Raw genomic sequence first — 24,646 nt, 5'->3', positions numbered from 1 at the left:
AACACCCGCTAACTACGCGAGGTGAGAGCATGTATCGCATGGACAAACTAACAACGGGTATTGCTTATGGGGCATCAGCCGGGAATGCCGGATTCTGGTTGTTCCAAGTGCTCGATAAGGTCAGTCCATCTCAATGGGCTGCTATAGGTGTGCTAGGGAGTCTCCTCTTCGGCCTACTTACGTATCTGACGAATCTGTATTTCAAAATCAAAGAAGATCGGCGTAAAGCCGCCAGGGGTGATTAATGGGAAACAGAGCAAAGCTAAGCGCTGCCGTTCTGGGACTAATTCTCGCTGGCGCACCGGCATCTGTCATCCTCGATCAGTTCTTGAATGAGAAAGAAGGTAACAGCACGACGGCCTATCAAGATGGTTCCGGGATTTGGACAATTTGCCGCGGCGCCACGCTGGTGGATGGCAAGCGTGTTGAGAAGGGCATGAAGCTGACGCAGATGAAATGCGATCAGGTGAATGCTATTGAACGCGATAAAGCTCTTGCCTGGGTTGAACGCAATATCAATGTACCGCTGACTGAACCAGAGAAAGCAGGGATCGCATCGTTTTGCCCTTACAACATTGGCCCCGGCAAGTGCTTTCCCTCGACGTTCTACAAGCGTCTCAACGCAGGCGACCAGAGAGGTGCATGCGAGGCTATTCGCTGGTGGACTAGAGACGGTGGTCGCGACTGCCGCCTGACTAAAGGCCAGAAGAATGGTTGCTATGGTCAGGTTGAACGGCGTGACCAGGAAAGCGCGCTGACGTGCTGGGGACTGGACCAATGAAAATTAATCCACTGTTCATCTCTGTTGTAATCATTGCCGGGCTGGCTATCTCACTCGTAAAAAGTTGCGCTCAAGTAAGTAATATCCAGAGCGATAACGCTGTACTGCGCAGTGACAACCATTTGCAGACTCATGTGATTGCCACCCAGGCTTTCAACTTCAATCGGTTTAATCAGGTTGCGGCACATGCCAACAGGCTTAACTCCCTGATCGATATCAGCAACGAAGAAACAATAATCGAATATCGGGAGATTCTCCGCCGTGAAAAAACCTGTGATCTGCCTGTTCCTGCTGACATTGCTGGTGGGTTGCTCGAATACGCGCACCGTTTACGTGCTAGCGCCCTGCACACCGATACCAACAGACCTGACGCAGCCGATGGTAGTGCCGTTACCGCCAGCTCAATGACGTACTGCCAGGCTGTGCTGTGGATCAAGCCACTGTTGGCCACCATTGAGAAGGCAAACAATCAACTGGCAGGGATAAGGAAAATTGAAACGGAAAGAAGGTAACCCACTGGCAAGCAGAGTACTGGTATATTTTATTTTAACCCTTTAATATATCGGAAATTTTTAGGGGGTGGGTATGATGATTCCAGCGTGGGTGGATATTGTTCTTTTTTTTGCGTTTCTTATTTTTACCATTACTTTTTCATTCTCAGTTATTACAGAAGCAAGGAGAGCATGGCGGAGAAAACAAGTCCGTAGAATGCTTTTCCAGGGACTATTGCACGATGATTTAAGCTATGAGGACTTAAAACATATGCAAATTACTATTGGGCTAAGTGATCATCAAATGCATTTGGTTTTATCCAAAATGAAGGTTGCTATAGATTACGGCTCTTTAGACAACCGTAACGTTTTGAAGGGAAAAGTTGATGATTTATTAGCTGGTTTCAAAACGCATGCTCCATTTAGTGAGTTACCTGAAATGCTGGTGGAGTCATTAAAAAAAGTCCGTGATGATTCGGCAACCCCAGCCTTGGTTGATGGATTGGGCGAAAAGATATCTGTTTATATTAGAAAGAAAAAAATTGGTGAGACTGTCATGAAAGTCATCACATATCTAGGGTTCATTGTTGGTCTAATTGGTACAGGCTATGGATTTTACAAATAAACACTACAAGCTTTTACCAACCGCCTCCGGGCGGTTTTTTGTTGCCATTACCTTGGGCAGACCCATCGTAATGGCGTAGGCATAGCGTAATCAACTTACCATCCAAGAGACTTGAGCTTTTCAGTCACATACAGGATTGATTTTCCAAGCCTTGGGTTGAGAGATGGAGCTATTGCTATGTCCAAGTTTTCCCTACTATCCCTATATGCAAATAAATCATGAAATGAATGGTCTGCAGTTATCATTACAGGGGGGTTGACAAATCCACGATCATTAAATTGATCTGCGGTTAAATCAACCACATTTCCGGATAATTCAAGCCAAGCGTGGCTATTCCCATCACGAAGCCTAGAGTCTGGGGTGATATGCTCCCAATAAACTCCAGAGCGTAGTAAAGCAAGCTCGCCAAACTGTTTATTAATCAGAAAGGCTAGTAGGTTTGTAGTTTCACCACAACAGCCAGCAGGGAAATTGGACATACCGAGACTCGTCATCTCATCGTGAATACCTTCTACATCAGCTGTTTCTAATGCATGTCTTATATCAGTACAGAATCTTGTTAATTCTTCAATTTTCATATGGACCACTTATGGCACTCACCGACAAACAAGAAATGTTCTGTCGTGAGCGCATCTTTTTCCCACAAAGTCGCAACGTACATCTGGAAAGGCATTCCAGTGAAACGCTATGCACTAACCCATTAAGAAACAGTAGTTGTTAAGGTGCCTTTACCCTGCGACTAAGCATAATGACATGGTCTGGGCATTCATTGTACGTCCTGGTTATTTGATAAAACTTCAATGTTTCACCCGGATAACGATTGTGGTTATGCGAGTATCTTGCTGCGCTGTTTCTAACCTGCTGGGACAAGGTGGTTAATTTATCCTCAATAATGTAATCCTTACAGTAACTACACTTTATGAATGAGCTTGTGGTTGTAGGGTTGCAGATTAAAGTGGCATCTCTACTGCATAGGTAGCATTTAGTCATATCGAAATCTCCTTTTTTATAATAACGGCACATTTCACATATTCTTTATACATAGGAAAATTTCATGGCAAAACCGGACTGGGGCGAGCTTCAGCAACGGTTCCTGTCCGATCATGCCGAAACCGGCGTATTACCAAAGGAATGGTGTGAAGCGCAGGGACTGAATTATGCGACTGCACGCCGATACATCAAAAAGCCAGCTGCGCAAAAAGCGCAAAAACCTGCGCAGAAAAAGCTGCGCACTGCGCAAACCGAAAAATACGCAGAGGAGTTGGTGAGCAGCAACCTGAGCCCGAAGATAACGCGCTTCATTGCTGAGTATCTCAAGGACCAAAATGCCACGGCAGCCGCAGAGCGAGCTGGGTACAGTGACCCAAACTATGGCCGCCAGCTCATAGCGAATCCTAACGTTGCGCAGGCCATTGCTCAGCAGCAGAAAGCCTCCATTGCGCGCACGCTTGCTAATGCCGATGAAGTCCTCACGCAGATGTGGCAACTCGCCACTTTCGATGCCAATCAGCTTTCACAATACCGCCGCGGCGCGTGCCGTTACTGCTGGGGCTTTGGTCACCACTATCAGTGGCGCGACGCTGTTGAGTTTGATGAAGAGACGGCAAAGGTTGAAGGAAGAGAAGGAGCGCGACAGCCCGAAGACACAGGCGGTTATGGCTACGACCACAACAAAGAGCCCAACCCTGAATGCCCACGCTGCAATGGCGACGGCATTGGCCAGCCTTATTTCCCCGATACGCGCAAACTCCCTGCGGTATCCCGGCTCGCTTATTCTGGTGTGAAAGTCGGCAAAAATGGCGTCGAAATCACAGCCATCAGCCGGGAAAGAATGTTCGAAGCGGTAATGAAGCGGCTTGGCCTGGCTGATAGTGAGTTTGCGCAGCGACTGCAGCAGATCGAAATCGAGCGCCGGCAGTTGGAGGTTGAGAAACTCCGCAAGGAGCTGGCGAGTGATGGTGACGACGACGAACCAACTCCAGTGCAGATCAATATTAACGTAGTGGATGCGAGGGCAGATGATGGGGATCAGCCCGACACTTAACATTCCTCAGGCGCGCTTCCTCGCGATGCAGCACAAATTCAAAGCCTATGTTGCCGGGTTCGGTTCCGGTAAGACGTGGGTGGGTTGTGGGGGCATCTGCAAAGGGATGTGGGAGTTCCCGAAGATTAACCAGGGCTACTTCGCGCCGACGTACCCTCAGATCCGCGACATCTTTTATCCCACCGTTGAGGAAGTGGCCCATGACTGGGGCCTGACCGTAAAAATCAATGAGGGAAACAAGGAGGTCCATTTCTACGAGGGGCGGCGTTATCGTGGAACAACGATCTGCCGCTCGATGGAGAAACCCGGCTCAATAGTCGGCTTCAAAATCGGAAACGCGATGGTGGATGAGCTGGACGTTATGCCGGCGGCAAAAGCGCAGCAGGCATGGCGAAAAATCATCGCGCGTATGCGTTACAACGTTCCGGGTCTGCGAAACGGTATTGATGTCACCACAACACCGGAAGGCTTCAAGTTCGTCTATCAGCAATTCGTGAAGGCGGTGCGGGATAAGCCTGAACTGGCTGCCCTGTACGGATTGATTCAGGCCAGTACGTTCGACAATGCAAAGAACCTCCCAGAAGATTATATTCCGTCATTGCTTAGCTCATACCCGGACGAGCTGATCCAGGCCTATCTGCGGGGCAAGTTCACGAACCTCAACAGCGGGACCATTTACCACACCTTCAACCGTAAACTGAATAACTGCACTGACGAGATTCAGGACAACGATCCACTGTTTATCGGTATGGACTTCAACGTGGGGAAAATGGCCGCGATTGTTCACGTGAAACGCAACAGTCTGCCGCGCGCCGTTCGTGAGCTGGTGAAGGTCTACGACACCCCGGCGATGATCAAACGTATCCAGGAAGAGTTCTGGCGCTACGAGGACGGTCGCTACGTTAAAAGCCGGGAGATTTACATCTATCCGGATGCCTCCGGCGACTCCCGCAAATCGCAGAACGCCAGCAAGACCGATATTGCTCAGCTTAACGACGCCGGATTCAGCGTTATCGTCGATGATGCCAACCCGCCGGTTAAAGACCGCATCAACTCGATGAACGCCATGTTCTGCAACGCTAACGGTGAACGCCGGTATCTGGTGAACGTCCAGAACTGCCCGGTCTATACCGAAAGCCTCGAGCAGCAGATATGGGCGGCAAACGGCGAACCGGATAAATCAGCAGATAACGATCACCCCAACGACGCTGGCGGGTACTTCATCGTGAAGGATTACCCGATCGTGAAGCCAGCCTACTCAATCACCATGGACACCACTTTCTGATATGGCAAACGACGACATCACCTGGGTTCGACCAGAACACCGGGCGGCTTCTGCTGCCTGGCGGAAATACCGCGACTTCTGCAAGGGGGCTGAGGCGGTTAAGGATGCTGGCAATAAATATCTGCCGTTCCTCGATCCGACTGATAAATCCTCGCGCAACCGTAAGCGCAACGAGGACTATCTGAGCCGCGCGGTTTTCTACGCCATTACGGGCAATACGAAAATAGGCTTGCTTGGGTTGGCGTACCGGAAAGATCCGACGTTCAGTGGTCCCGAAAAGCTCATGTATCTGCTGAATAATGCAGATGGGGCGGGGACGAGCATTTATCAGCAGTCCCAGTTGGTGACTGAAAACGTGCTGGAGGTTGCGCGCGACGGTATTTACGTCGATTACGCTGAGGCCACCAATGAGGCGATTATCCTTCGCTATCCGGCTGAAAACATCATCAACTGGCGAACGAAGCGCATCAACGGGCGCGATCAACTGGTGCTGGTGGTGCTGCGTGAATGTGTTGAACAACCGGATGGTTACGCCTACAAAGATGAAATCCAGTATCGCGAGCTGGCGCTGGAAGAGGGGAAGTTTATCTGCCGGGTATGGCGGCGAAGCGGCGGAACCGCCAGCGGGACTTATACCATCGACAGCGAGTACCACCCTAAGCCCAAAGGGCTGGATTACTGGGATGAAATTCCCTTCACCTTTGTCGGCGCGCAGAATAACGATCCGACAATCGATGATTCCCCGCTGGCCGCGCTGGTGGAGATTAACCACGGTCATTACCGCAACAGTGCGGACTATGAAGACAGCGTGTGGTTCTGCGGGCAGGTTCAGCCGTATATGACCGGGCTTGATACTAACTGGCGCGATCACCTCGAGAAGAAGGGCGTGAAAATTGGTTCCCGATCACCGCTTTTGCTTCCCAAAGAAGGCTCGTTTGGTTATGCCCAGGCGCAGCCGAACATGCTGGCTAAAGAGGCTATGGACAGTAAGCGCGATTACATGGTGCAACTGGGCGCCCGACTGATTGAGCAGAACGCCACTGCGAAGACGGCTACGCAGGCGAGCGGTGAGCAAACATCCTCAACATCCGTGCTTGGTATCTGCGTATCGAACGTTTCTGAGGCTTATACGCTGGCGCTGGGCTGGTGCGCTAAATACCTAGGACTCAAAGATGAATCTCCTGCTTACACCATCAACCAGGAATTCATCGCGAAGGTGGCTGAGTCCGGTATGGTCACTGCGATTGTAAACGCCTGGCAGTCTGGCGCGTTGCGCAATACCGATATGATTCGGGCATTGCAGAAGCTCGATCTGATTGACCCGGCAGATAATCCTGATGATGTGATCGATGCGCTTCGCAACCAGGCACCCACAATGACAGGAGGCTAGCATGCCAACCGTCAACGAAAGCCTGCGTGACGAAGCGATTGGGCATTCCGTATGGCTCAGCCGCTACGCCACGGGCGTGGCAAATCGGATGGTGAAGTTGTTGAATGAGACGGACGCAGACCTCTCGGCGCGCCTGCTCGATGCCTTGGACAGATTGCCGCAGGAGAGCTTCACCGTTAACCGGCTGGAAAGCTTGCTGGGCAGTGTGCGGCAACTGAATCATCAGGCCGTCTCTGCAATGCAGGCCGGGCTGGAAAGTGAGCTGGTGGCGCTTGCGAAGAACGAAGCCAGCTATCAGTTGAACCTGTTCGATTCCCTCCTGCCTGCGCAGGTACTCTCCCGATATCCGCTGCAGGGCATTACGGCTGACATGGTCTACGCCGCGGCGATGGCGCAACCCTTTCAGGGGCGGCTCCTGAGTGAGTGGGCGAGCAATCTGGAGTCGGACAGGCTAACGCGCATCGTGAACACCGTGCGCCGCGGCTACATGGCGGGCGAAACGGTTGAAACCATCGCGCGAAACGTTCGTGGTCATGCCAACAAGGACTACCGCGATGGCGCGCTACAAATGAGCAGGGCGAATGCTGCCAGCATAGCTAAAACTGCAGTAAATCATCTGGCCGCGACCGCGCGTAACAGCTTCACCAGCGCCAACAGCGATATCGTGAAAGGAAAACAGTGGTTGTCCACGCTGGATAACAAAACCAGCCACGACTGCATTGTTCGCGATCTGCTTCGTTACACCCTGGACAACAAGCCGATGGGGCATAAGGTGCCTTACCTGCAGGGACCGGGGAAAATTCACTTTTGCTGTCGCTCAACCGAAACGCTGATACTTAAGTCCTGGCGAGAACTCGGCATCGATATTGATGAAATGGACGAAGGCACCCGCGCGAGCATGGACGGGCAGGTTCCGGGTAAAACCACATATCTGGAGTGGCTCAAGCGTCAGTCGGCACAGCGGCAGGATCAGGTGCTTGGTGCGGAGCGCGGGCGTCTGCTACGTGCCGGCGAAATCGAGCTGAGCGACATGTTCACCGATAAAGGCGAGTGGATAACACTGGAGCGGCTCAAACAGCTATCAGCGACTGATAACTGACAGACATTATTTACATCATGCCCTGGCACCCGCCGGGGCTTTTTTATGGGCGAGGCCCGGCAAAATCCCGAGGGGACATTATGTTAATCCGAAATATGCTTCTGAAATTTTACGCTCCAGAAAATGGCGGTGAAGGAGGTGGCGGTGGTGGCGGTGTCGAAATCACGCCGGAAATCCAGAAGCTGATCGACGAACGTGTGACGACCGAAGTCACCGGTCTTAAAACCAAAAACTCTGAGCTGCTGGGGACCATCAAGCAGCAGAAAGAAAACCTGTCCCGCTTTGATGGTATCGATCCAGACGCCGTGCGCGGCATCCTGCAACGCTTCTCCGACGATGAAGAGGCAAAGCTGATTGCCGCCGGAAAAATTGATGAGGTGCTGGATAAGCGCACCGAGCGTCTGCGTGCTGATGTCGATAAGCAAATCAAGATGGCTAATGAACGCGCGGATAAAGCCGAAGCGTTTTCCAACAAATTCCGGGATCGCGTTCTAGGCGATGCTATCCGCTCAGCTGCCGCTAAAACCGGCGCGCTACCGGAAGCATCTGACGACCTGATCCTGCGTGCCAAAGGCACTTTCAAGCTCAACGACGAAGGCGAGGCCGTAGCGGTTGATGCGAATGGCGATGTTCTGTTCGGAAAAGACGGGAAAACCCCGCTTAGCCCGCTTGAGTGGGCGGAGTCTCTCAAGGAGACGGCTCCACATCTGTTTCCTCGCGCCGAAGGCACTGGCGCGGGCGGGCATAAACCGAACGGTGGCGGCAGCCTGAAACGCTCCGAAATGAGCGCCAGCAACAAGGCGGACTACATCCGCAAGCATGGCCAGCAGGCCTTCCTCAAACTTCCGAAATAAGGGATTTACCCGATGACGACTGTTAATACCGATCTGATTATTTATGACGACCTGGCGCAAACCGCGTTCCTGGAACGTCGCCAGGACAATCTGGAGATTTTTAACGCCTCTTCCAACGGGGCGATCCTGCTGGATAACGAACTGATTGAAGGTGATTTCCGGAAGCGTGCCTTCTACAAAGTTGGCGGCTCTATCGAATCGCGCGACGTGAACTCTACCGACAAAGTAACGGGCAAAAAAATCGGCGCCGGTGAAGCGATTTCCGTAAAAGCTCCGTGGAAATACGGCCCCTACGAAACCACCGAAGAAGCATTCAAACGCCGTGGCCGCTCCGTTGACGAGTTCTCTGAGGTGATTGGCACCGATGTGGCTGACGCAACGCTGGAAGGTTATGTGAAGTATGGCCTGAAGGCGCTGACAGCTGCAATCGGTGCCAACGCTGAAATGGTGGTGACCGCTGACATCGAAACGGATGGCAAAAAGACCCTGACGCGCGGTCTGCGTAAATACGGCGATAAGTTTAACCGTGTGGTTCTGTTCGTCATGCACTCCGCCACTTACTTCGACATCGTGGATGAGGCGATCGCCAATAAAATCTACGAAGAAGCGGGCGTGGTTGTGTACGGCGGCCAGCCGGGCACCCTCGGTAAACCTGTTCTGGTCACCGATACCATGGACGTTGACGCAATCCTGGGGCTGGTGACCGGGGCGGTGACCGTGACCGAATCTCAGGCGCCGGGTTTCCGCTCCTATGACATCAACGATCAGGAAAACCTCGCGATTGGCTACCGCGCCGAAGGCGTTGTGAACGTCGATCTGCTTGGTTACAGCTGGGACACGGCGAAAGGCGATAACCCTGACCTGACCAAAATCGGCACTGCCGGCAACTGGAAGAAGCACTTCACCAGCAACAAATCGACAGCTGGTGTGCTGATCAAGCTGGAATCCGCAGCGGGGGAGTAACGCTGTCAGCGGATAAATCATCCGCTACCGCTGACAGTACCGATGCGGTCACTTTTTCCCTGAAATACACCCACAACGGTTCCGGCGTCTCGGGCAAGACTGTTGCCTGGTCATCGACGGGGGGCACGCTCAGCACCGAGAGCTCGCAGACCGGCTCTGCTGGTGGCGCTACGGTGAAACTTACCGCTGACGCGGCAGGGACCTTTACGGTCACTGGTACGGTTGATGGTATGGCGAAAACCAGCAATGAAATCACTTTCACCGCACCTGCCGGCGAGTAACGCATGGGGCGAAAGCCCCACCTTCGGGATATTTCCATGATCAATACCGATATCACCAGTGGTGGCGTAAACAGCTACGCCAGCGAGGAAGACCTGGCGTCGTTCGCCGAATTGCGTGGCATTGAACTGCCCGAGAAGCTCTCTCCATTGCTGATTAAGGCGATGGATTACCTTGAAGGGCTTGATTGGGCTGGCGCCAAAGCTGAACCACGACAACCTCTGGCCTGGCCGCGTGTGAATGTCATTCTGGATGGACACGATCTGCCATCGGATGAAATCCCACGCCCGGTTATCACCGCACAATGCATGCTTGCGGTTGAGGCGATGGATGGCGACCTGCTCGCAAGCGCACGCGAGGCCGCGGTTAAGACTGAACGCGTGGAAGGCGCTGTCACCATGACCTATGCGGTCGCAGACGGTGAGGTGTTTACGCCGTCCTACCCGGCGGTAATGGCTATTCTCGGTGAATTAGCCGGCGGGCGCGGCTACGCCATCAATTCCTTTGCGGAGCGTGCCTAATGCCCATCAACTATCAGCGCATGCGCGCGACGGCAACGCGCATGATCAAGCAGAACGGCGTGGCCTACAGCGTCACGCGCAAGGGTAAGGTGACCGTTATCGCCGGGGTTGAGTATCGGTCCGAAGATATCCATTTCACGGCGACTGGCGTCAAAACGGAATATCAGCCGGGAGAAATCGACGGTACGGCGATCGAAAGCGGTGACGTCAGGATGGTATTCACCGCTGAGGAAGAAATCTTAACCGGCGATCTGATCGATATTGACGGCAAACAGCACCGCGTAGTTAAGCCTAACCCTGCTAAGCCCGGGTCGTTAGTGCTTTGCTACAAGTCGCAACTGAGGGCATAGCATGAGTGAGAATGCCGGATTTATTGCTGATATCAATGCATTCGTTGACAGAGCGAAAGCCAACCAAGATGCGGTGGTACGTGCGGTTGGAATAAGAATCCTCAATCAACTGGTAATGATGTCTCCCGTCGGCAACCCTGAGCTTTGGGAAATAAATCAGACGGCCACTGCCTATAACCGCGCTGTGTATGACCACAACGAAGCGCAAAGAGCAGACCCTTCCAATCTCACAAAAACCGGACGACTGAAGAAAAAGGCCCGGGTTGTGGACGGGATGGATATCAAAGCGCCGCCAGGCTACACCGGTGGGCGGTTTCGCGGCAACTGGCAGGTGTCGTTTGATGCGCCCACTACTGAGGAAACCGGTCGGATTGATAAGACCGGCGATCTCACCAAAGCCGCAGGGAATTACACACTTTCTCTATTCAAAGTAGGAATGAGTTCAATCTACTTCTGCAACAACGTTCCTTACGCCTACCCGCTTGAAATGGGGCATTCCACTCAGTCGCCGGGCGGTATGGTGCGAATAACGGCAGCAGAGTTCCAGCGGTTCTTTGATGAAGCGATCAGGGAGGTGGCGAAGTGATCCCAGATATTGCTGCGGCGCTGGCCGCAAGGCTTGGTGTTTGGGCCGATGCGGAGGGCATCGCGGTCGCCTGGGAAAATGTGCCGTTCACACCGCCTGCCGATGCGATTTACCTCGCGGTACACGACATGCCCGCCACGCCTCGCACGCTCGATCTCGGTCTGCGCTGTCGGGTTTATTCTGGTGTGTACCAGATCAACGTTGTGGCTCCCGTTGGCACTGGCCGCTCAGTTGCTGTGGCGCTGGCGTGCCGGGTGGCTGAGCTTTTCCCTGAAGGGCTGGAAGTTGAAGGTAATGGCTTCATCAGTTCGATCAGCGGCGCGCCGGGTATCTTCCGGGGCATTTCGACGGACGTCTCTTACACCGTTCCTGTCAGCCTGAACTACCGGGCAGATATCGTCAGCTAATTCTGCTTCTCACCTTTTCAAACCAAACCGGCCGCGCGCCGGTTTTCTTTTCTTCGAAGGAGTAACCACTATGGGCTTTGCACTGCCTAACGGCGCTCACGTCTATCTGGCGTCGGGCTATGGCCCGGCAATTGCTTTCACCGGCGCGACGAACGCCGAAAACGTGGTGATCACCGTCAGCTCTGCGGAGGAGCTTGATGTGGGTGATATCGTCCATGTGAACTGCAGCTGGTCCGGAATTGATAACGTCATTGCCAAAATCGACGCAATTGCTGAAAGCGCGGTCACGCTGCGAAATATCAATACCGTTAACAAAAACAAATATGCCGCTGGTGGCGGCACTGGTTCTATCCGCAAGGTTCTTGAGTGGACCGAGCTGCCACAGATTACAGAGGTTTCGAAATCCGGCGGCGATCAGAACACCACACAAATCCAGTTCCTGAGCGACGATCGCCAGCGCAACCTCAATACCTACAAATCTGCTGTTTCGCAAACCTACTCGATCGCCCACGACTCCACGCTTCCGGTTTACCCGCTGCTGCGCCAGCTGGATGAGGACGAAGATACGGTCGCGGCTTACATGTACGTTCCAAAGGCTAAAGAAAACCGTTACTGGGCGGCCACGGCATCCTTTGACGACACGCCAACCACAGCGGTCAATGAGGTGGAGACGGTGAGTGTGGTTCTCAACCTGCAGTCTCCGGCCATGACGTTCTACAAAGTGACCAATGCCACGGCGTAAGCCGGGATCAGGAACCAACCACATGCCTCCCACCCGGAGGCTTTTTTACGTTAAGAGGCATCGATGGCAACGAAGTTTACTCTCCAACCTAAACCTACTTTCAAAGCAAACGTCACGATCCCGCGCGCCGGTGATGAAGACGGTGTACTGACTTTCACCTTCAACCACAAGCCGCTTAAAGAACTGGCCGATCTGGAAAAGCTGGAAGGCAAAACAGCCACGGATTTCCTGATGGAAATCATTGCAGGCTGGGCGCTACCCGATGCGTTCAATGCCGACAACCTCAGTGTACTTCTGGAGAATTACCCGGCGGCCATGAAGACCATTCCGGAAACCTACTACCGCGAACTGATGGGCCAGCGCGAAAAAAACTGATAGCGGTTGCCTCGGCGTTCTATACGCCTGAACCCACGGCAGCCGACCTTGCTCCCTACGGGCTGAGTCCTGACGATTACGATGATGAGATCGTGGATGTATGGCCCGACGTTTGGCCTTCGTTTGTCGTGTTCCAGGCCGTTAGTACTCAATGGCGTACGGGAATGGGCGGCGCGTCCGGGCTGGATTACAACGTTCTGCCCTGGCTGATGCGTTTGCATAACGTGAGCGACGAGGTAACCGCGCTTTCAGATATCCGGATAATGGAGCGCGCAGCGCTGAAAATCATGCATAAAGAGAGGGTGGAATGAGTAACGATATCGCCACCATTTCGCTGCGCGTCAACACCAGCGAACTGGAGCGCGGCAATCGGGAGCTGGAGCGCTTTCAGGATACTGCGACCACCGCCGCCGATAAAGCGGATGACCTGAACAGTACATTCCGCACCGGTGTCGATAATCAGAAGAAAAACAGCGAAAGCCTGAAGCAGCAGCGCCAGGAGTTACAGAACCTGCTGAATAAAATCAGCCCGGTTAACAAAGCACTGGACGAGCTGGACTCTATTCAGGAAACCCTGGCGAAGTATCGCGGTAAAGGGCTGGTGGATGATGAAGATTTCACTCGCTATAACAGCGTACTGGAGACGACCCGGACGAAACTGGCCCAGGTCATGGAGGCTGAGACGGCAGAGGGGCGGGCTCGCATCGAGCAGGCTCAGGCGGCCCAGCGGGCAGCGGCATCAGGGAAAACCTTCATTGCCTCACTGGAGGAGCAAACTGCTACGATCGGCAAAACGCGCGCTGAAATCCTTGAGCTAAAAGCCGCGCAGTTGGGAGTAACACAACAGGCCGCTCCGATGATCGCCAAACTGAAGGAACAAGAGAACGTCTGGAGGAATGGCGCGATCAGCGCGGGGCAGTACCGTAATGCCATGCGTTACCTTCCGATGCAAATGACCGATATTGCTACCTCACTGGCATCTGGTATGCCGATATACATGGTTGCCATCCAGCAGGGTGGTCAGCTGCGCGATACGTTTGGGGGAGTGGGTAATGCGCTGAAAGCCATTCTCTCGCTAGTAACTCCGGCAAAGCTGGCTTTAGGGGGAATGATTGGTGTTGCTGGCCTGCTGGTCGCTGCCTGGTATAAAGGTTCACAAGAAGCATCCGAATATAACAAACAGCTGATACTGACCGGCAATTATGCGGGGAAAACTGCCACACAGCTGTCTGCACTGGCAAAGTCTCTATCCGGTGGCGGGATTAACCAATACGCCGCTTCTTCTGTTCTGGCTCAGGTAGTGGGTTCTGGAAAGTTTGATGCAAACAAGCTTGAGACAGTGAGCCGCGCGGCAGTTGCAATGGAGCAGGCAACTGGTCAGGCGGTAGATAAGACCATCGCTAATTTCCAGAAGCTTTATGCCGAGCCAACCCAGGCATCGCAAGAGCTCAACAATCAGCTGCATTACCTGACGGCGGCTCAGTTTGAATACATTGCTTCTTTGGAACGTCGGGGCGATAAAGAGGCTGCAGGGCAAGCAGCCGCTGATGCTTACAGCCAGGCAGAACAACGCAGAAGCCAGCAGATCCTCGCTAATCTCGGTCTGGTTGAGAAAGCCGCACTTGCAGCCCGCAATGCTTTCAAAGGGATGTGGGACGAGCTGCTTAATATTGGGCGCCCGGAAGCACCGCAAGACATGCTTGCGAGAATGCAGGCTGATCTGGCGGATCGCGAGAGTAAGCTATTGCCTGAACGCCAGAAGATGGGCTACGGCTATAGCTACGACACCAGCTCACAGGACCGAGATTACGATAATCGCCGTAGAGCGCAGCTTGCGGCCATAGCATCGTTGAAAGCCCAAATTAACCCTATGTTGGGTGCCATAACACTTCAGAACGATTTGAACGGTGCTGTATCAGCAGGTAAAGAAATTAACGAAGATGCGATAAGTGCCCAGCAGATCATGAATCGCTATCTTGATGCCGGGACTGAAGCCGCAGAAAAGCGCCGTCAGGCTCAGGACGAACTGAATAAAGCCATTGCTGAAAATGCCAACGCTGCCAGAAACGGGACCGCGACACTCTGGACGGCTGAGGACATTGCCAAAGCGCGAGCCGGGATCGAGAAGCTTTATAGAGACCCCAAAACGCCAACATCGAAAGGGGAAAACGTCTCGTCCGGTCTGCGAGCTGAGGATTCTGCTCAATCTGAGTTGCTGGCGCTTCAAGCGCAGCTGTATGCCCTGCAGAAGCATAAAGACCTGAACGACACGATCAGTCAGCAGCGTAAAAACTTATGGACCACTGAAGCCAAGTTCCAGGTGCTGGAAGAGGCTTCCCGGACTCGCTCGCTGACCAAACAGGAGCAGTCGCTGCTGGCGAGCAAAGACCAGGTGCTTCAGTTGGCGCGTCAGAAAGCACTACTTGGCGACCAGATCACTGCTCAGGAGCAACTGAACAAGCGGATGGATACTGCGCAGAAATACACCACGCAGATGTCCGAGAAGCAGGCAGCGTTGACAGGCGGCGCCGGGATGAGCGACCGGCAGGCGCAGCGGAAACTGACGAAAAGTCAGCTTGCCGCCGGCTGGCAGAATTCAGGTGGTTCTCTGGCGGATGATGGCTACCAGAAACAGCTTAAGGCTGCGGCCGACTATTACTATGCAGAAGACCAGTTGCGCGGAGACTGGCTGACCGGTGCGAAAAAGGGCTGGAGCGAGTTTGAAGACAGCGCAACCAATGTTTATGGGCAAATGCAGAATATTTCTCAATCTGCATTTACCGGTATGGCTTCAACGCTCACGGACTTTTTCACTACCGGCAAAGCCAGTTTTACCGACTTCCTGACAACGTTCCTTAAGGGCATTGCCCAGATGCTCGTGCAACTAGCAATGGTTAACAGCATGAAGTCAGCGTTTGGCGGAACGGCTGTTGGAGCATTTTTCGGATTCTCCCAAGGGGGCCTGGTCCCGGCATTCGACAGCGGTGGCTATACAGGTGACGGCGGGAAGTACCAGCCGAAAGGAGTGGTTCACGGGGGCGAGTTTGTCTTCACCAAAGAGGCGACAAGCGCGATTGGCATCGGCAATCTCTACGCGATGATGCACGGCGCTCAGGGTTACGCTGATGGTGGTTATGTCGGTACCGCACCGATGTTTGGACTGCAATCTGCTGGCTCGGGTGGCGTTACGGTACAAACCTCAGTCGTGGTTCAGAACCAGAGTTCGCAGCAGCAAACTTCGGGTAATGACGATGCGATATCCCGGGCTTACAAGCAGACCATTGAACAGTCTGTTCGGACAGGTATTGCGAAGGAGTTGCAACCTGGCAAGCTCATTTGGAATGCCATGAAATCACGCTAACCCGCTTCGGCGGGTTTTTTTATGCCCGGAGGAAACGTGGCGATCCAAACATTCACCTGGCGAACTCAGATACAGGCAGGTATGGAGGGCGAATTTAGTCACTCCACTCGCGCCGCATCATTCGGTGATGGTTATGAGCAGATTGCAGGCGAGGGCATCAATCCCGAAAAGCAGTCCTGGCCAATAACCCTCACGGGTAAAAAAGCAGAGATGCTTACCGCTCTGAATTTCTGCCGTTCGCACATCACAAAATCGTTTATCTGGACATCACCAATTGGCGAGGCGGGACTTTACCGCGTTGAGGCAGACTCAGTGAAAGCGCAGCCCCTCTCCAGCAGAGTAATGACCATAACCGCTACTTTCAAACAGACATACTCACCATGATCACACAAGATTACCAACGACTCGAACCGGGCAATAAAATTCGCCTCATTGAGGTTGATGGCTCCACTTTTGGTGTCGATGACGTACTGCGTTTTCATGCCTACAACTTGCCCCATGCAGCTGATGAAATTGCCGCTGCTGGTGGGGATGAAACGAAACTTGCAGCAAAGAGTATCTGGTGGCAGGGGAAAGAATATGCCGCCTGGCCATATCAGCTCGAAGGGCTTGAGGCATCAACCGACGGCAGCAGTGCACAACCGACTCTGACGGTGGCAAACATCGACAGCTCGATCACTGCGCTCTGTCTGGCCTACGACGACATGCTCCAGGCGAAGGTTACTATTCACGATACGTTTGCCCATTATCTGGATGCCAGAAACTTTCCTGAAGGAAATGCTACTGCTGATCCGCTGCAGGTCAGAAAACGGGTGTTCTACATCGATGGTAAGAACAACGAACTGGCGGGGGAAAGCGTCGAGTTTATTCTCACTAGCCCTATGGATCTTCAGGGGTTAATGATACCGACGCGTCAACTCCACTCGCTATGCACATGGTGTATCCGAAACCAGTATCGCTCGGGTGACGGGTGCGATTACGCCGGCACCAGTTACTTCGACCTGAACAATAATCCGGTAGACGATCCGTCGCTTGATGTCTGCAATGGCACGCTTACCGCATGCAGGTTGCGGTTTGGTGAGAATGAAGAATTGCCCTTCGGTGGTTTTCCGGGCACTTCCCTTATCAGGAGCTAATCATGCGTCAGAAAACGATAAACGCCATCATGGCTCATGCTGCTGCAGAGTACCCACGTGAAAGCTGCGGAGTGGTCGCGCAGAAAAGCAGAGTGGAGCGCTATTTCCCGTGCCGTAACTTCTCGGCTGAGCCGATGGAGCAATTCCATCTTTCACCTGAGGATTACGCTGAAGCTGAAGATTGGGGAACGGTGATTGCCATAGTTCATAGCCATCCTGACGCTACGACTCAACCAAGCGAGTTGGATAAAGCTCAGTGTGACGTGACGCTTTTGCCCTGGCATATCGTGAGTTGGCCTGAAGGGGATCTGTGTACCATTCAACCGCGTGGTGAGCTGCCGCTAGTGGGGCGTCCGTTTGTTCTGGGCGTGTACGACTGTTGGGGGCTTGTGATGAGCTATTTTCGCCAAACCCATGGCATTGAGTTGACCGACTATCGTGTGGATTATCCGTGGTGGGAGGACAGTTATTCGGACAATTTCTATCAGGAATGCTGGTATGAATGTGGTTTCCGCGAGTTTGACGGTCCCCCGCAGGCTGGCGATATGGTGATCATGCAGGTACAGGCCAATAAGTGGAATCATGCCGGCATCTTGCTTGAAGGGAATATGCTACTTCATCATCTGTACGGCCACCTCAGCCAGCGTGTGCCTTATGGCGGGTATTGGCGGGAGCGAACAATGAAGATAGTTCGTTTTAAGTCTGATGGGGACAGATACTCCAACTAACGCGACTCAATGTGTTAGTTATTGATTTTCAAGATACTTATTTACATGTTAGGATTAATCCGAACAATACTAATGGGAATAAGATTTTGAAAAAACTACTAATTATTTTAGCTGTTCTTACATTGGCAGGATGTGCACGTCCTTATGGGCAGGCAGAAAAGATACTAAATCAAGAAATCGTAACACCCAAAACTGATACACAGCAGACAAAGGTTACTGTTACACGAAATAAACAATTCATTGGTGGCGGAAGTGGAGGAATGTGTAAGTTCCTGGTTGCTATCGATGATAAAGATGTCGCCCTTCTAAGACAGAATCAATTCGTTACAGCTTATTTAACTGATGGTCCTCATAAATTACGAGTCAGTAACGAATGTAATGTTCTAAGCATGGGTATGCGAAAAACTCTTGAACTCGTTGCCGACGGCACGCCACAAGAATATGTGGCAGAAGTTGGTTTCTGGGGGCAATATAGAATGTGGAAAGTTAAGTAAATTCATAAATAAATTTAAGGTCGCTCAGGCGGCCTTTTTTTATGGAGTTAATATGACTGCGTTACTCAATAAAGAGCCTGCCCGAACAATTCGGCTTTATGGCATCCTCGGCGCTACCTTTGGCCGTGAATATAAGCTCTCAGTCGCATCACCAAAAGAGGCCATCCGTGCGCTCTGTGTGATTGTTCCGGGTTTCGAACGTTTCCTGAATACCAGTAAACAACGCGGTCTTACCTACGCCGTTTTTAGCGGCAAGCGCAACCTGATCTCTGATGAACTCGATATGGATAAAAGTTGTGAAGATATCCGTGTCGCGCCAGTAATCATTGGTAGCAAAAAAGCAGGCGCATTCCAGACGATACTCGGGGCGGTATTGGTCGTCGTCGGCGTTGCGATTGGTTACTTTTCTGCTGGCACGCTATCAGCGGCAGGTTATGGGGTAGCGAAGTTCGGTGCTGCGATGATGATCGGCGGCGTAGTTCAAATGATGTCGCCGCAGACGGCCGGCCTTGCCAGTAAGCAGTCTGCTGATAATCAGGCCAGTTACGCTTTTGGCGGTGTAACGAACACCACAGCTCAGGGAAATCCAGTCCCACTTCTTTACGGAAAGCGAAGGATTGGCGGTGCCATTATCTCCGCCGGCATCTACGTGGAAGATCAGCAGTAGCAACGTCGGCACAGCAAGTGTATCTTCTTGAAAGGTATGCTTAAGTAATTGGTGGGTGTTATGGATGGCTATGTCGTAGATTTTCATGATTTGCTTGGCATTCGAAAATTAAACAAGCCGGGACTGAACCGTAAAGTGTTTACTGATTGGCTGAAGAACAGATTTCATCTGGGAGCAGTTCTTCAAGCTTGTTAATACTGGCATCGTTAGGGTTAGATAAAGAAATATCCAAAGATGAGGTGTTTCAGTATTTCGATGCATATATCGACGAAGTAGGTTATCAACTACCAGATGATCACGAGGCGTTTGTTCTGTCTTTACGCCTAACATTTAAAAAGCTTGCTTACCCACTGAGCGAGCATGATCTCTGGAGTGAATTAAGTAAAACCTTTGTCCAATGGTATGACTTGCCTGCGGGCCTGTTAAACCGAGTTGTTTCTTACTGGAGCGCTTTACACGACGACTTTGTAAATAACTATGAAGAAGGTCTTGGTTATTATTATTTAAATCACCAGATACATGGGAATGTTAGGCCACATCAGCAAGCTGATTATATCAAAACTTGTGCTTTGAGATTTCTACGACTCTACGACGAAGCGTATTTTTACAAGTTGTTGCTTAAATCGTGACCTTCCATGTTCAAATCACTGCCAGCCACCCACGGGTGGCTTTTTTTATGGGCGAAACATGGCTACAGCAACTGCTATTAAGGGCCGTAAAGGTGGCGACTCCAGTTCAAGAACGCCTACGGAGCAGCCAGACGATCTCCAGTCCGTCGCAAAGGCGAAAATCCTGCTCGCGTTAGGAGAGGGGGAATTTGCTGGCCAACTGACCGGTAAGGCTATTTACCTGGATGGCACTGCACTTGAGAACGCAGATGGTACGCAGAATTTCAGCGGTGTAACGTGGGAGTTCCGTACGGGGACTCAGGCGCAGAAATACATACAGGGTATTCCCGGTACCGAAAACGAAATTAGCGGGGGGGCTGAGGTTTCGAGTGCGACCGCCTGGACGCGTACATTCACTAATACCCAGCTGTCGGCTGTGCGCCTGCGTCTGAAATGGCCCTCTCTTTTTAAGCAAGAGGACGACGGCGATCTCGTTGGCTATTCCATCAATTATGCTATCGATCTGCAGACCGACGGTGGCACTTGGCAGACCGTATTAAATACCAGTGTTACGGGAAAAACGACCTCCGGTTACGAACGCAGCCACCGAATCGATTTACCGCAGGCGGGCAGCACCTGGACGCTTCGTCTGCGCAAGATAACCGCTGACGCAAATAGCGCGAAAATCGGCGATGTAATGACGCTGCAAAGCTTTACTGAGGTGATTGACGCCAAACTGCGTTACCCGAATACTGCGGTGCTCTATATCGAGTTTGACTCAAGCCAGTTCAACGGCTCCATCCCTCAGATTTCCTGCGAACCTCGCGGACGCGTAATCCGTGTTCCCGATACCTACGATCCCGAGACTCGAACATACAGCGGGACCTGGACAGGCACGTTTAAGTGGGCGTGGACGGATAATCCTGCCTGGATTTTTTACGATCTGGTGGTCACTGACCGCTTCGGCTTAGGCAACCGTCTCACTGCGGCCAATATCGACAAGTGGACGCTTTACCTGGTTTCGCAGTACTGCGATCAACAGGTACCAGACGGCAAAGGCGGGAATGGTACCGAGCCGCGATATACCTGCAACGTCTACATTCAGGACAGAAACGACGCCTACACCGTGCTGCGAGACTTCGCGGCTATCTTCAGGGGCATGACCTATTGGGGCGATGACCAGATTGTCTGCCTCGCGGATATGCCGCGTGATGTCGATTTCAGTTACACCCACGCCAATGTTGTTGACGGTAAATTCACCTACTCCAGCAGCACGACCAAGAGCAGGTACACAAACGCGCTGGTCTCATGGTCCGATCCGGATAATGCCTACGCTGATGCTATGGAGCCGGTTTTTGAACAGGCATTGGTGGCGCGCTATGGCTTCAACCAGCTCGAACTTACGGCCATAGGTTGCACCAGACAATCGGAGGCGAACCGAAAAGGGCGCTGGGGCATTCTCACCAATAACAAAGACCGTGTAGTGACCTTTAATGTCGGGTTGGACGGCAATATTCCACAACCTGGATATGTCATCGCTGTGGCGGACAGGAACCTTTCCGGACGTGATCTGGGCGGAAGAGTCGACAGTGCAAATGGCCGGGTTATCAATCTTGATCGAGCTCCTGGCGCCGCGGCAGGAGACAGGCTAATCGTTAACATGCCTTCCGGTGTTGCTCAGTCACGCACTATCCAGGCGATTTCAGATAAAGCGGTCACTGTCACCACGCCGTATAGCGAAACACCAAATGCTGAAGCAGTCTGGTTGTTAGAGAGTAATGAACTTTACTCGCAGCAATACCGTGTAGTTAGCGTGACGGACAACGATGATGGGACATTCACCATCGCCGGAGCTAATCACGATCCGGATAAATATGCCCGTATCGATACAGGCGCAATCATCGACCAGCGCCCGATAAGTGTTATTCCTCCGGGCAATCAGGCGCCACCAGCAAACATCGTGATCAACTCCTTCTCGATGGTTCAGCAGAATATCAGCGTTGAAACAATGCGCGTCAGTTGGGACCAGGCGCAGAATGCTATCGCCTATGAAGCGCAGTGGCGCCGCAACGACGGGAACTGGGTGAACGTACCGCGCAGCCCCACCACGTCTTTTGACGTACCGGGTATTTACGCCGGGCGCTACCTGGTGCGCGTGCGCGCCATCAATGCTGCGGAAATTTCATCAGGCTGGGGATATTCACAAGAGAAAACGCTGACGGGCAAGGTCGGTAATCCGCCGAAGCCAGTGGGCTTTATCGCTTCTGAAAACGTGGTGTTTGGTGTTGAGCTGAACTGGGGATTCCCTGCAAATACCGATGACACACTGAAGACGGAGATCCAGTTCAGCCTGACCGGGACCGAAGATGATGCGATGCTGCTGGCCGATGTGCCTTACCCGCAGCGCAAATATCAGCAGATGGGCCTCAAGGCGGGACAGATTTTCTGGTACCGGGCGCAGCTGGTGGACCGAACCGGCAACGAATCGGGGTTCACAGACTGGGTTCGGGGCCAGGCCAGCATCGATGTTTCCGACATCACTGATGCCATCCTGGAGGATATCAAAGAATCGGACACGTTTAAGGACCTGATCGAGAACGCCGTCGACAGCAACGAAAAAATTGCTGGCATGGCCGAGGACATCAAACAGAATGCCGACGACATTGAGCAGCAGGCGCTGGCCATTCAGGAAAACGCTGATGGTCTGGCTCAGGCAGCTGTGAAAATCGACGAGATATCCGTATCGATGGATGGAATGACGGGAGGGGTAAAGAACTCTGCAATCGCCATTATCCAGAACGGGCTTGCTCAGGTTACTTCGCGTCGATCTCAAACCGTGACGAATGCCGGAAACAGCGCAAGCATCGACCGCATCGACACAACGATTGCTGATAGCAGCTCGGCAGTTGCCCGTGCTCTTGTTACGCTCGATGCATCTGCCGGTAGCAATATTTCCAACGCAACTGATCTCACCGAAACCCTGGCTGACTTCACTCAGGCATCTGCAACAAAAATCAATTCTTTGACCGTAACGGTGAATGGACAGACTGCTGCTATCACGCAAACCGCTAATGCGGTGGCTGACATCAACGGCAACATCAGCGCGATGTATAACATCAAAGTTGGCGTGGCCGCTAACGGGCAGTATTACGCCGCAGGGATGGGGATCGGAGTAGGGAACACTCCTTCTGGTATGCAGTCGCAGGTTATCTTCCTGGCAGACCGTTTCGCTGTAACCACGCAGGCTGGCAGCACTGTGTCATTGCCCTTTGTGATCCAGAACGGCCAGACTTTTATCCGAGATACATTCATCCAGGACGGGACAATATCTAACGCCAAGATCGGTAATTACATCCAGTCCAATAATTATGTTGCAGGGTCTGTAGGCTGGAAGTTGGATAAGACTGGTACCTTTGAAAACTATGGTTCGACGGCAGGAGAGGGGGCCATGAAGCAGACCAACCAGACAATCAGCGTCAAAGACGGCAGTAATGTACTGAGGGTGCAGGTTGGCAGGTTAACAGGAGTGTTCTGATATGGCCTACGGGATACAAGCCTGGGACGCAGCAGGGAAACCTAATAACTATGGTATCAAGCCAGTTTCAGTTGTTGGGCGTATACAACTGGCTGCCGGGCAAACATCCGGCAGTTGGTCCTTTACGATTCCCTCCGGAATGAAAGTCGGCTTTGTTCTTTCACTCGATGAAGGAGGAAGCAGCGTAGGTCGGCGCATTGTAGCGTCAGGGAACACTATTACCGTAACAGCTGCCTCTGCTATAGGTATGGGGAATTATCCGGCATCAAAGTGTGAGGTGGTCATTTTCATGGAGAGATCATAATGGCCGAATTTGGCGCAATGATATTAATGGATAACGGGAATCCCTTTGTAACGCCACAATCAACGCCTTTTTGTCTTTACGGAAAGTACACCTTTAATTCATCCGCTAACGGCAGCTCTCAGCAGGTCGCACAGAATATTGCATTGAACGCAAGTTATCCTGCGATGGTATTTATTAAAACCACCAATACAGCACAGCCCACGCCAGTTATGTCTTACAGGAATGGCGGCAATATCTATGTTGGCGGGGTTAACCCCTATAACCAGAGTTTCACCCTGACAGTATATGTATTTGCCGTATTCCCGCAGACATTACCGAAATGGGGTCTGGCTATCTGGGACGCAGCCGGAAAGCTTGTGCTGACAAATGAGTCTCGCGTTTTATCAGACCTGCAGACAGTTGGCACGCCGGGCGCAAACGGGGGGAGCAATATTGACCAGACGCTGAGCGGTTCGTGGGCCGTCGCGCCTGCACAGCTGGGTCAGACCATAATCGTAAATAACTCCACTCAACCTCCTACCATTTACACAATCAATGCGTATTCGTCATGCAGATTCGATGGAACAACTACGAGGGTAAACGCAGGCGGGACTTCAACGGGGACAGGGGCGCCGGGAGGCGGTACAAATACCGGGATTTCATTAACAGCGATAAATACAGCGGCCTATGACTGATTGATCGTTTTGAGCGATCAATAACAGATAATTGATCTATCTAATCAATTATACCCACCTCTTTCATGTTGGTATTGTCTAACTTCATGAATACCTTGGGATACCATTACATGAATAAGCTACTCATCTGCCTGGCTGGAGCTGTCATGCTGTCTGGCTGCGCTGGCGTACTTGAGAAACAGGAACCAGTTTGCAGTGGCACAGCCATCGTTGGCGGTCAGGAAAATACGGTTCAAATTTACGGCGTTCGCAAACAAAACAACCAGTCACAGTACCGAGCCGGATACCCTTTCAACTGGCGCTGGGTAAGTGCGAACACATTCACTGACACCACCTGCAAATAACCA

The 24,646-nt window shown here is 52.3% G+C and carries 30 protein-coding genes; 29 read left to right on the top strand and 1 reads right to left on the bottom strand.

Translation table 11 applies throughout. The features are described 5' to 3' along the window. The first annotated feature begins 29 nt into the window (after positions 1–29). From DAI21_RS17430 to DAI21_RS17415, 4 genes are all read left to right on the top strand, one after another. Positions 30–245: a class II holin family protein gene (locus DAI21_RS17430; protein WP_107703766.1), complete on the top strand. Its 216-nt coding sequence runs from the start codon at positions 30–32 to the stop codon at positions 243–245. Continuing rightward, a complete protein-coding gene (locus DAI21_RS17425; protein WP_107703765.1) occupies positions 245–781 on the top strand; it encodes a lysozyme in 537 nt (178 codons plus the stop codon). The genes DAI21_RS17430 and DAI21_RS17425 overlap by 1 nt, the downstream gene beginning before the upstream one ends. Then, on the top strand, positions 778–1,293 hold the full coding sequence (locus DAI21_RS17420; RefSeq protein WP_107703764.1) for a hypothetical protein: 516 nt from the start codon (positions 778–780) through the stop codon (positions 1,291–1,293). The genes DAI21_RS17425 and DAI21_RS17420 overlap by 4 nt, the downstream gene beginning before the upstream one ends. A 73-nt stretch (positions 1,294–1,366) precedes the next feature. Next, entirely contained in the window at positions 1,367–1,897 is a 531-nt protein-coding gene (locus DAI21_RS17415; protein ID WP_159075427.1) for a hypothetical protein, read from the top strand. A gap of 95 nt (positions 1,898–1,992) precedes the next feature. Here DAI21_RS17415 and DAI21_RS22985 read toward each other — a convergent pair whose 3' ends face one another. Beyond that, on the bottom strand, positions 1,993–2,475 hold the full coding sequence (locus DAI21_RS22985; protein ID WP_159075426.1) for a hypothetical protein: 483 nt from the start codon (positions 2,473–2,475) through the stop codon (positions 1,993–1,995). 476 nt (positions 2,476–2,951) lie between these two features. On the opposite strand from DAI21_RS22985, the gene DAI21_RS17410 reads away from it, so the two are divergent. The 25 genes from DAI21_RS17410 (at position 2,952) to DAI21_RS23305 (ending at position 24,643) form a co-directional block, all read left to right on the top strand. Next, positions 2,952–3,941 carry a terminase small subunit gene (locus DAI21_RS17410; RefSeq protein ID WP_107703762.1) on the top strand — a complete coding sequence of 330 codons (990 nt, stop codon included), beginning with the start codon at positions 2,952–2,954 and terminating at the stop codon, positions 3,939–3,941. Then, a complete protein-coding gene (locus tag DAI21_RS17405; RefSeq protein WP_107704283.1) occupies positions 3,919–5,226 on the top strand; it encodes a terminase large subunit domain-containing protein in 1,308 nt (435 codons plus the stop codon). The genes DAI21_RS17410 and DAI21_RS17405 overlap by 23 nt, the downstream gene beginning before the upstream one ends. 1 nt (position 5,227) lies before the next feature. Continuing rightward, positions 5,228–6,616, top strand: coding sequence for a DUF4055 domain-containing protein (locus tag DAI21_RS17400; protein ID WP_107703761.1), 1,389 nt, complete (start codon positions 5,228–5,230; stop codon positions 6,614–6,616). 1 nt (position 6,617) lies between these two features. After that, entirely contained in the window at positions 6,618–7,715 is a 1,098-nt protein-coding gene (locus tag DAI21_RS17395) for a phage minor head protein (RefSeq protein ID WP_107703760.1), read from the top strand. 80 nt (positions 7,716–7,795) lie between these two features. Then, positions 7,796–8,569, top strand: coding sequence for a hypothetical protein (locus DAI21_RS17390; RefSeq protein ID WP_107703759.1), 774 nt, complete (start codon positions 7,796–7,798; stop codon positions 8,567–8,569). Between the two features lie 12 nt (positions 8,570–8,581). Beyond that, on the top strand, positions 8,582–9,532 hold the full coding sequence (locus DAI21_RS17385; RefSeq protein ID WP_107703758.1) for a major capsid protein: 951 nt from the start codon (positions 8,582–8,584) through the stop codon (positions 9,530–9,532). Then, positions 9,457–9,813 carry an Ig-like domain-containing protein gene (locus DAI21_RS23515; RefSeq protein WP_181827934.1) on the top strand — a complete coding sequence of 119 codons (357 nt, stop codon included), beginning with the start codon at positions 9,457–9,459 and terminating at the stop codon, positions 9,811–9,813. Before DAI21_RS17385 ends, DAI21_RS23515 begins: the two co-directional genes overlap by 76 nt. A gap of 36 nt (positions 9,814–9,849) precedes the next feature. Then, positions 9,850–10,332 carry a DnaT-like ssDNA-binding protein gene (locus DAI21_RS17380; protein ID WP_107703757.1) on the top strand — a complete coding sequence of 161 codons (483 nt, stop codon included), beginning with the start codon at positions 9,850–9,852 and terminating at the stop codon, positions 10,330–10,332. After that, on the top strand, positions 10,332–10,682 hold the full coding sequence (locus DAI21_RS17375) for a hypothetical protein (protein ID WP_107703756.1): 351 nt from the start codon (positions 10,332–10,334) through the stop codon (positions 10,680–10,682). The genes DAI21_RS17380 and DAI21_RS17375 overlap by 1 nt, the downstream gene beginning before the upstream one ends. 1 nt (position 10,683) lies before the next feature. After that, entirely contained in the window at positions 10,684–11,268 is a 585-nt protein-coding gene (locus DAI21_RS17370; protein ID WP_107703755.1) for a hypothetical protein, read from the top strand. After that, entirely contained in the window at positions 11,265–11,675 is a 411-nt protein-coding gene (locus DAI21_RS17365; protein ID WP_107703754.1) for a DUF4128 domain-containing protein, read from the top strand. The genes DAI21_RS17370 and DAI21_RS17365 overlap by 4 nt, the downstream gene beginning before the upstream one ends. 70 nt (positions 11,676–11,745) lie before the next feature. Beyond that, the gene (locus DAI21_RS17360; protein ID WP_107703753.1) at positions 11,746–12,417 is read left to right on the top strand and encodes a phage tail protein; all 672 of its coding nucleotides are present in this window, start codon (positions 11,746–11,748) and stop codon (positions 12,415–12,417) included. 63 nt (positions 12,418–12,480) lie between these two features. Further along, positions 12,481–12,792: a phage tail assembly chaperone gene (locus DAI21_RS17355; RefSeq protein ID WP_103948808.1), complete on the top strand. Its 312-nt coding sequence runs from the start codon at positions 12,481–12,483 to the stop codon at positions 12,790–12,792. After that, on the top strand, positions 12,789–13,103 hold the full coding sequence (locus DAI21_RS17350) for a DUF1799 domain-containing protein (RefSeq protein WP_103948509.1): 315 nt from the start codon (positions 12,789–12,791) through the stop codon (positions 13,101–13,103). Before DAI21_RS17355 ends, DAI21_RS17350 begins: the two co-directional genes overlap by 4 nt. Beyond that, positions 13,100–16,153 carry a phage tail tape measure protein gene (locus DAI21_RS17345; protein WP_107703752.1) on the top strand — a complete coding sequence of 1,018 codons (3,054 nt, stop codon included), beginning with the start codon at positions 13,100–13,102 and terminating at the stop codon, positions 16,151–16,153. Before DAI21_RS17350 ends, DAI21_RS17345 begins: the two co-directional genes overlap by 4 nt. A 36-nt stretch (positions 16,154–16,189) precedes the next feature. Continuing rightward, a complete protein-coding gene (locus DAI21_RS17340; RefSeq protein ID WP_107703751.1) occupies positions 16,190–16,537 on the top strand; it encodes a phage tail protein in 348 nt (115 codons plus the stop codon). After that, positions 16,534–17,289 (top strand): phage minor tail protein L, encoded by a 756-nt coding sequence (locus tag DAI21_RS17335; protein WP_103948505.1) that lies wholly within the window; start codon positions 16,534–16,536, stop codon positions 17,287–17,289. Before DAI21_RS17340 ends, DAI21_RS17335 begins: the two co-directional genes overlap by 4 nt. A 2-nt stretch (positions 17,290–17,291) precedes the next feature. Then, the gene (locus tag DAI21_RS17330) at positions 17,292–18,017 is read left to right on the top strand and encodes a C40 family peptidase (protein ID WP_103948504.1); all 726 of its coding nucleotides are present in this window, start codon (positions 17,292–17,294) and stop codon (positions 18,015–18,017) included. 11 nt (positions 18,018–18,028) lie between these two features. Next, positions 18,029–18,511 (top strand): hypothetical protein, encoded by a 483-nt coding sequence (locus tag DAI21_RS17325; protein ID WP_234419494.1) that lies wholly within the window; start codon positions 18,029–18,031, stop codon positions 18,509–18,511. A gap of 52 nt (positions 18,512–18,563) precedes the next feature. Continuing rightward, entirely contained in the window at positions 18,564–19,178 is a 615-nt protein-coding gene (locus DAI21_RS17320) for a tail assembly protein (RefSeq protein WP_107703750.1), read from the top strand. 146 nt (positions 19,179–19,324) lie between these two features. Beyond that, entirely contained in the window at positions 19,325–19,807 is a 483-nt protein-coding gene (locus DAI21_RS17315; RefSeq protein ID WP_159075425.1) for a hypothetical protein, read from the top strand. A 58-nt stretch (positions 19,808–19,865) separates the two neighbouring features. Further along, positions 19,866–23,321, top strand: coding sequence for a host specificity protein J (locus DAI21_RS17310; protein WP_107703748.1), 3,456 nt, complete (start codon positions 19,866–19,868; stop codon positions 23,319–23,321). Between the two features lies 1 nt (position 23,322). Continuing rightward, complete coding sequence (locus DAI21_RS17305) at positions 23,323–23,625, top strand: hypothetical protein (protein WP_107703747.1); 303 nt, start codon at positions 23,323–23,325, stop codon at positions 23,623–23,625. Next, positions 23,625–24,299 (top strand): hypothetical protein, encoded by a 675-nt coding sequence (locus tag DAI21_RS17300; RefSeq protein ID WP_107703746.1) that lies wholly within the window; start codon positions 23,625–23,627, stop codon positions 24,297–24,299. The genes DAI21_RS17305 and DAI21_RS17300 overlap by 1 nt, the downstream gene beginning before the upstream one ends. 110 nt (positions 24,300–24,409) lie before the next feature. Then, complete coding sequence (locus DAI21_RS23305; RefSeq protein ID WP_107703745.1) at positions 24,410–24,643, top strand: cor protein; 234 nt, start codon at positions 24,410–24,412, stop codon at positions 24,641–24,643. Positions 24,644–24,646: the final 3 nt, after the last annotated feature.

Source organism: Lelliottia sp. WB101 (assembly GCF_003051885.1).
Lineage (GTDB): Bacteria > Pseudomonadota > Gammaproteobacteria > Enterobacterales > Enterobacteriaceae > Enterobacter > Enterobacter nimipressuralis.
Note: the sequence above shows the minus strand (reverse complement) of the source record. Positions and strands in the feature narration are given on the sequence as shown.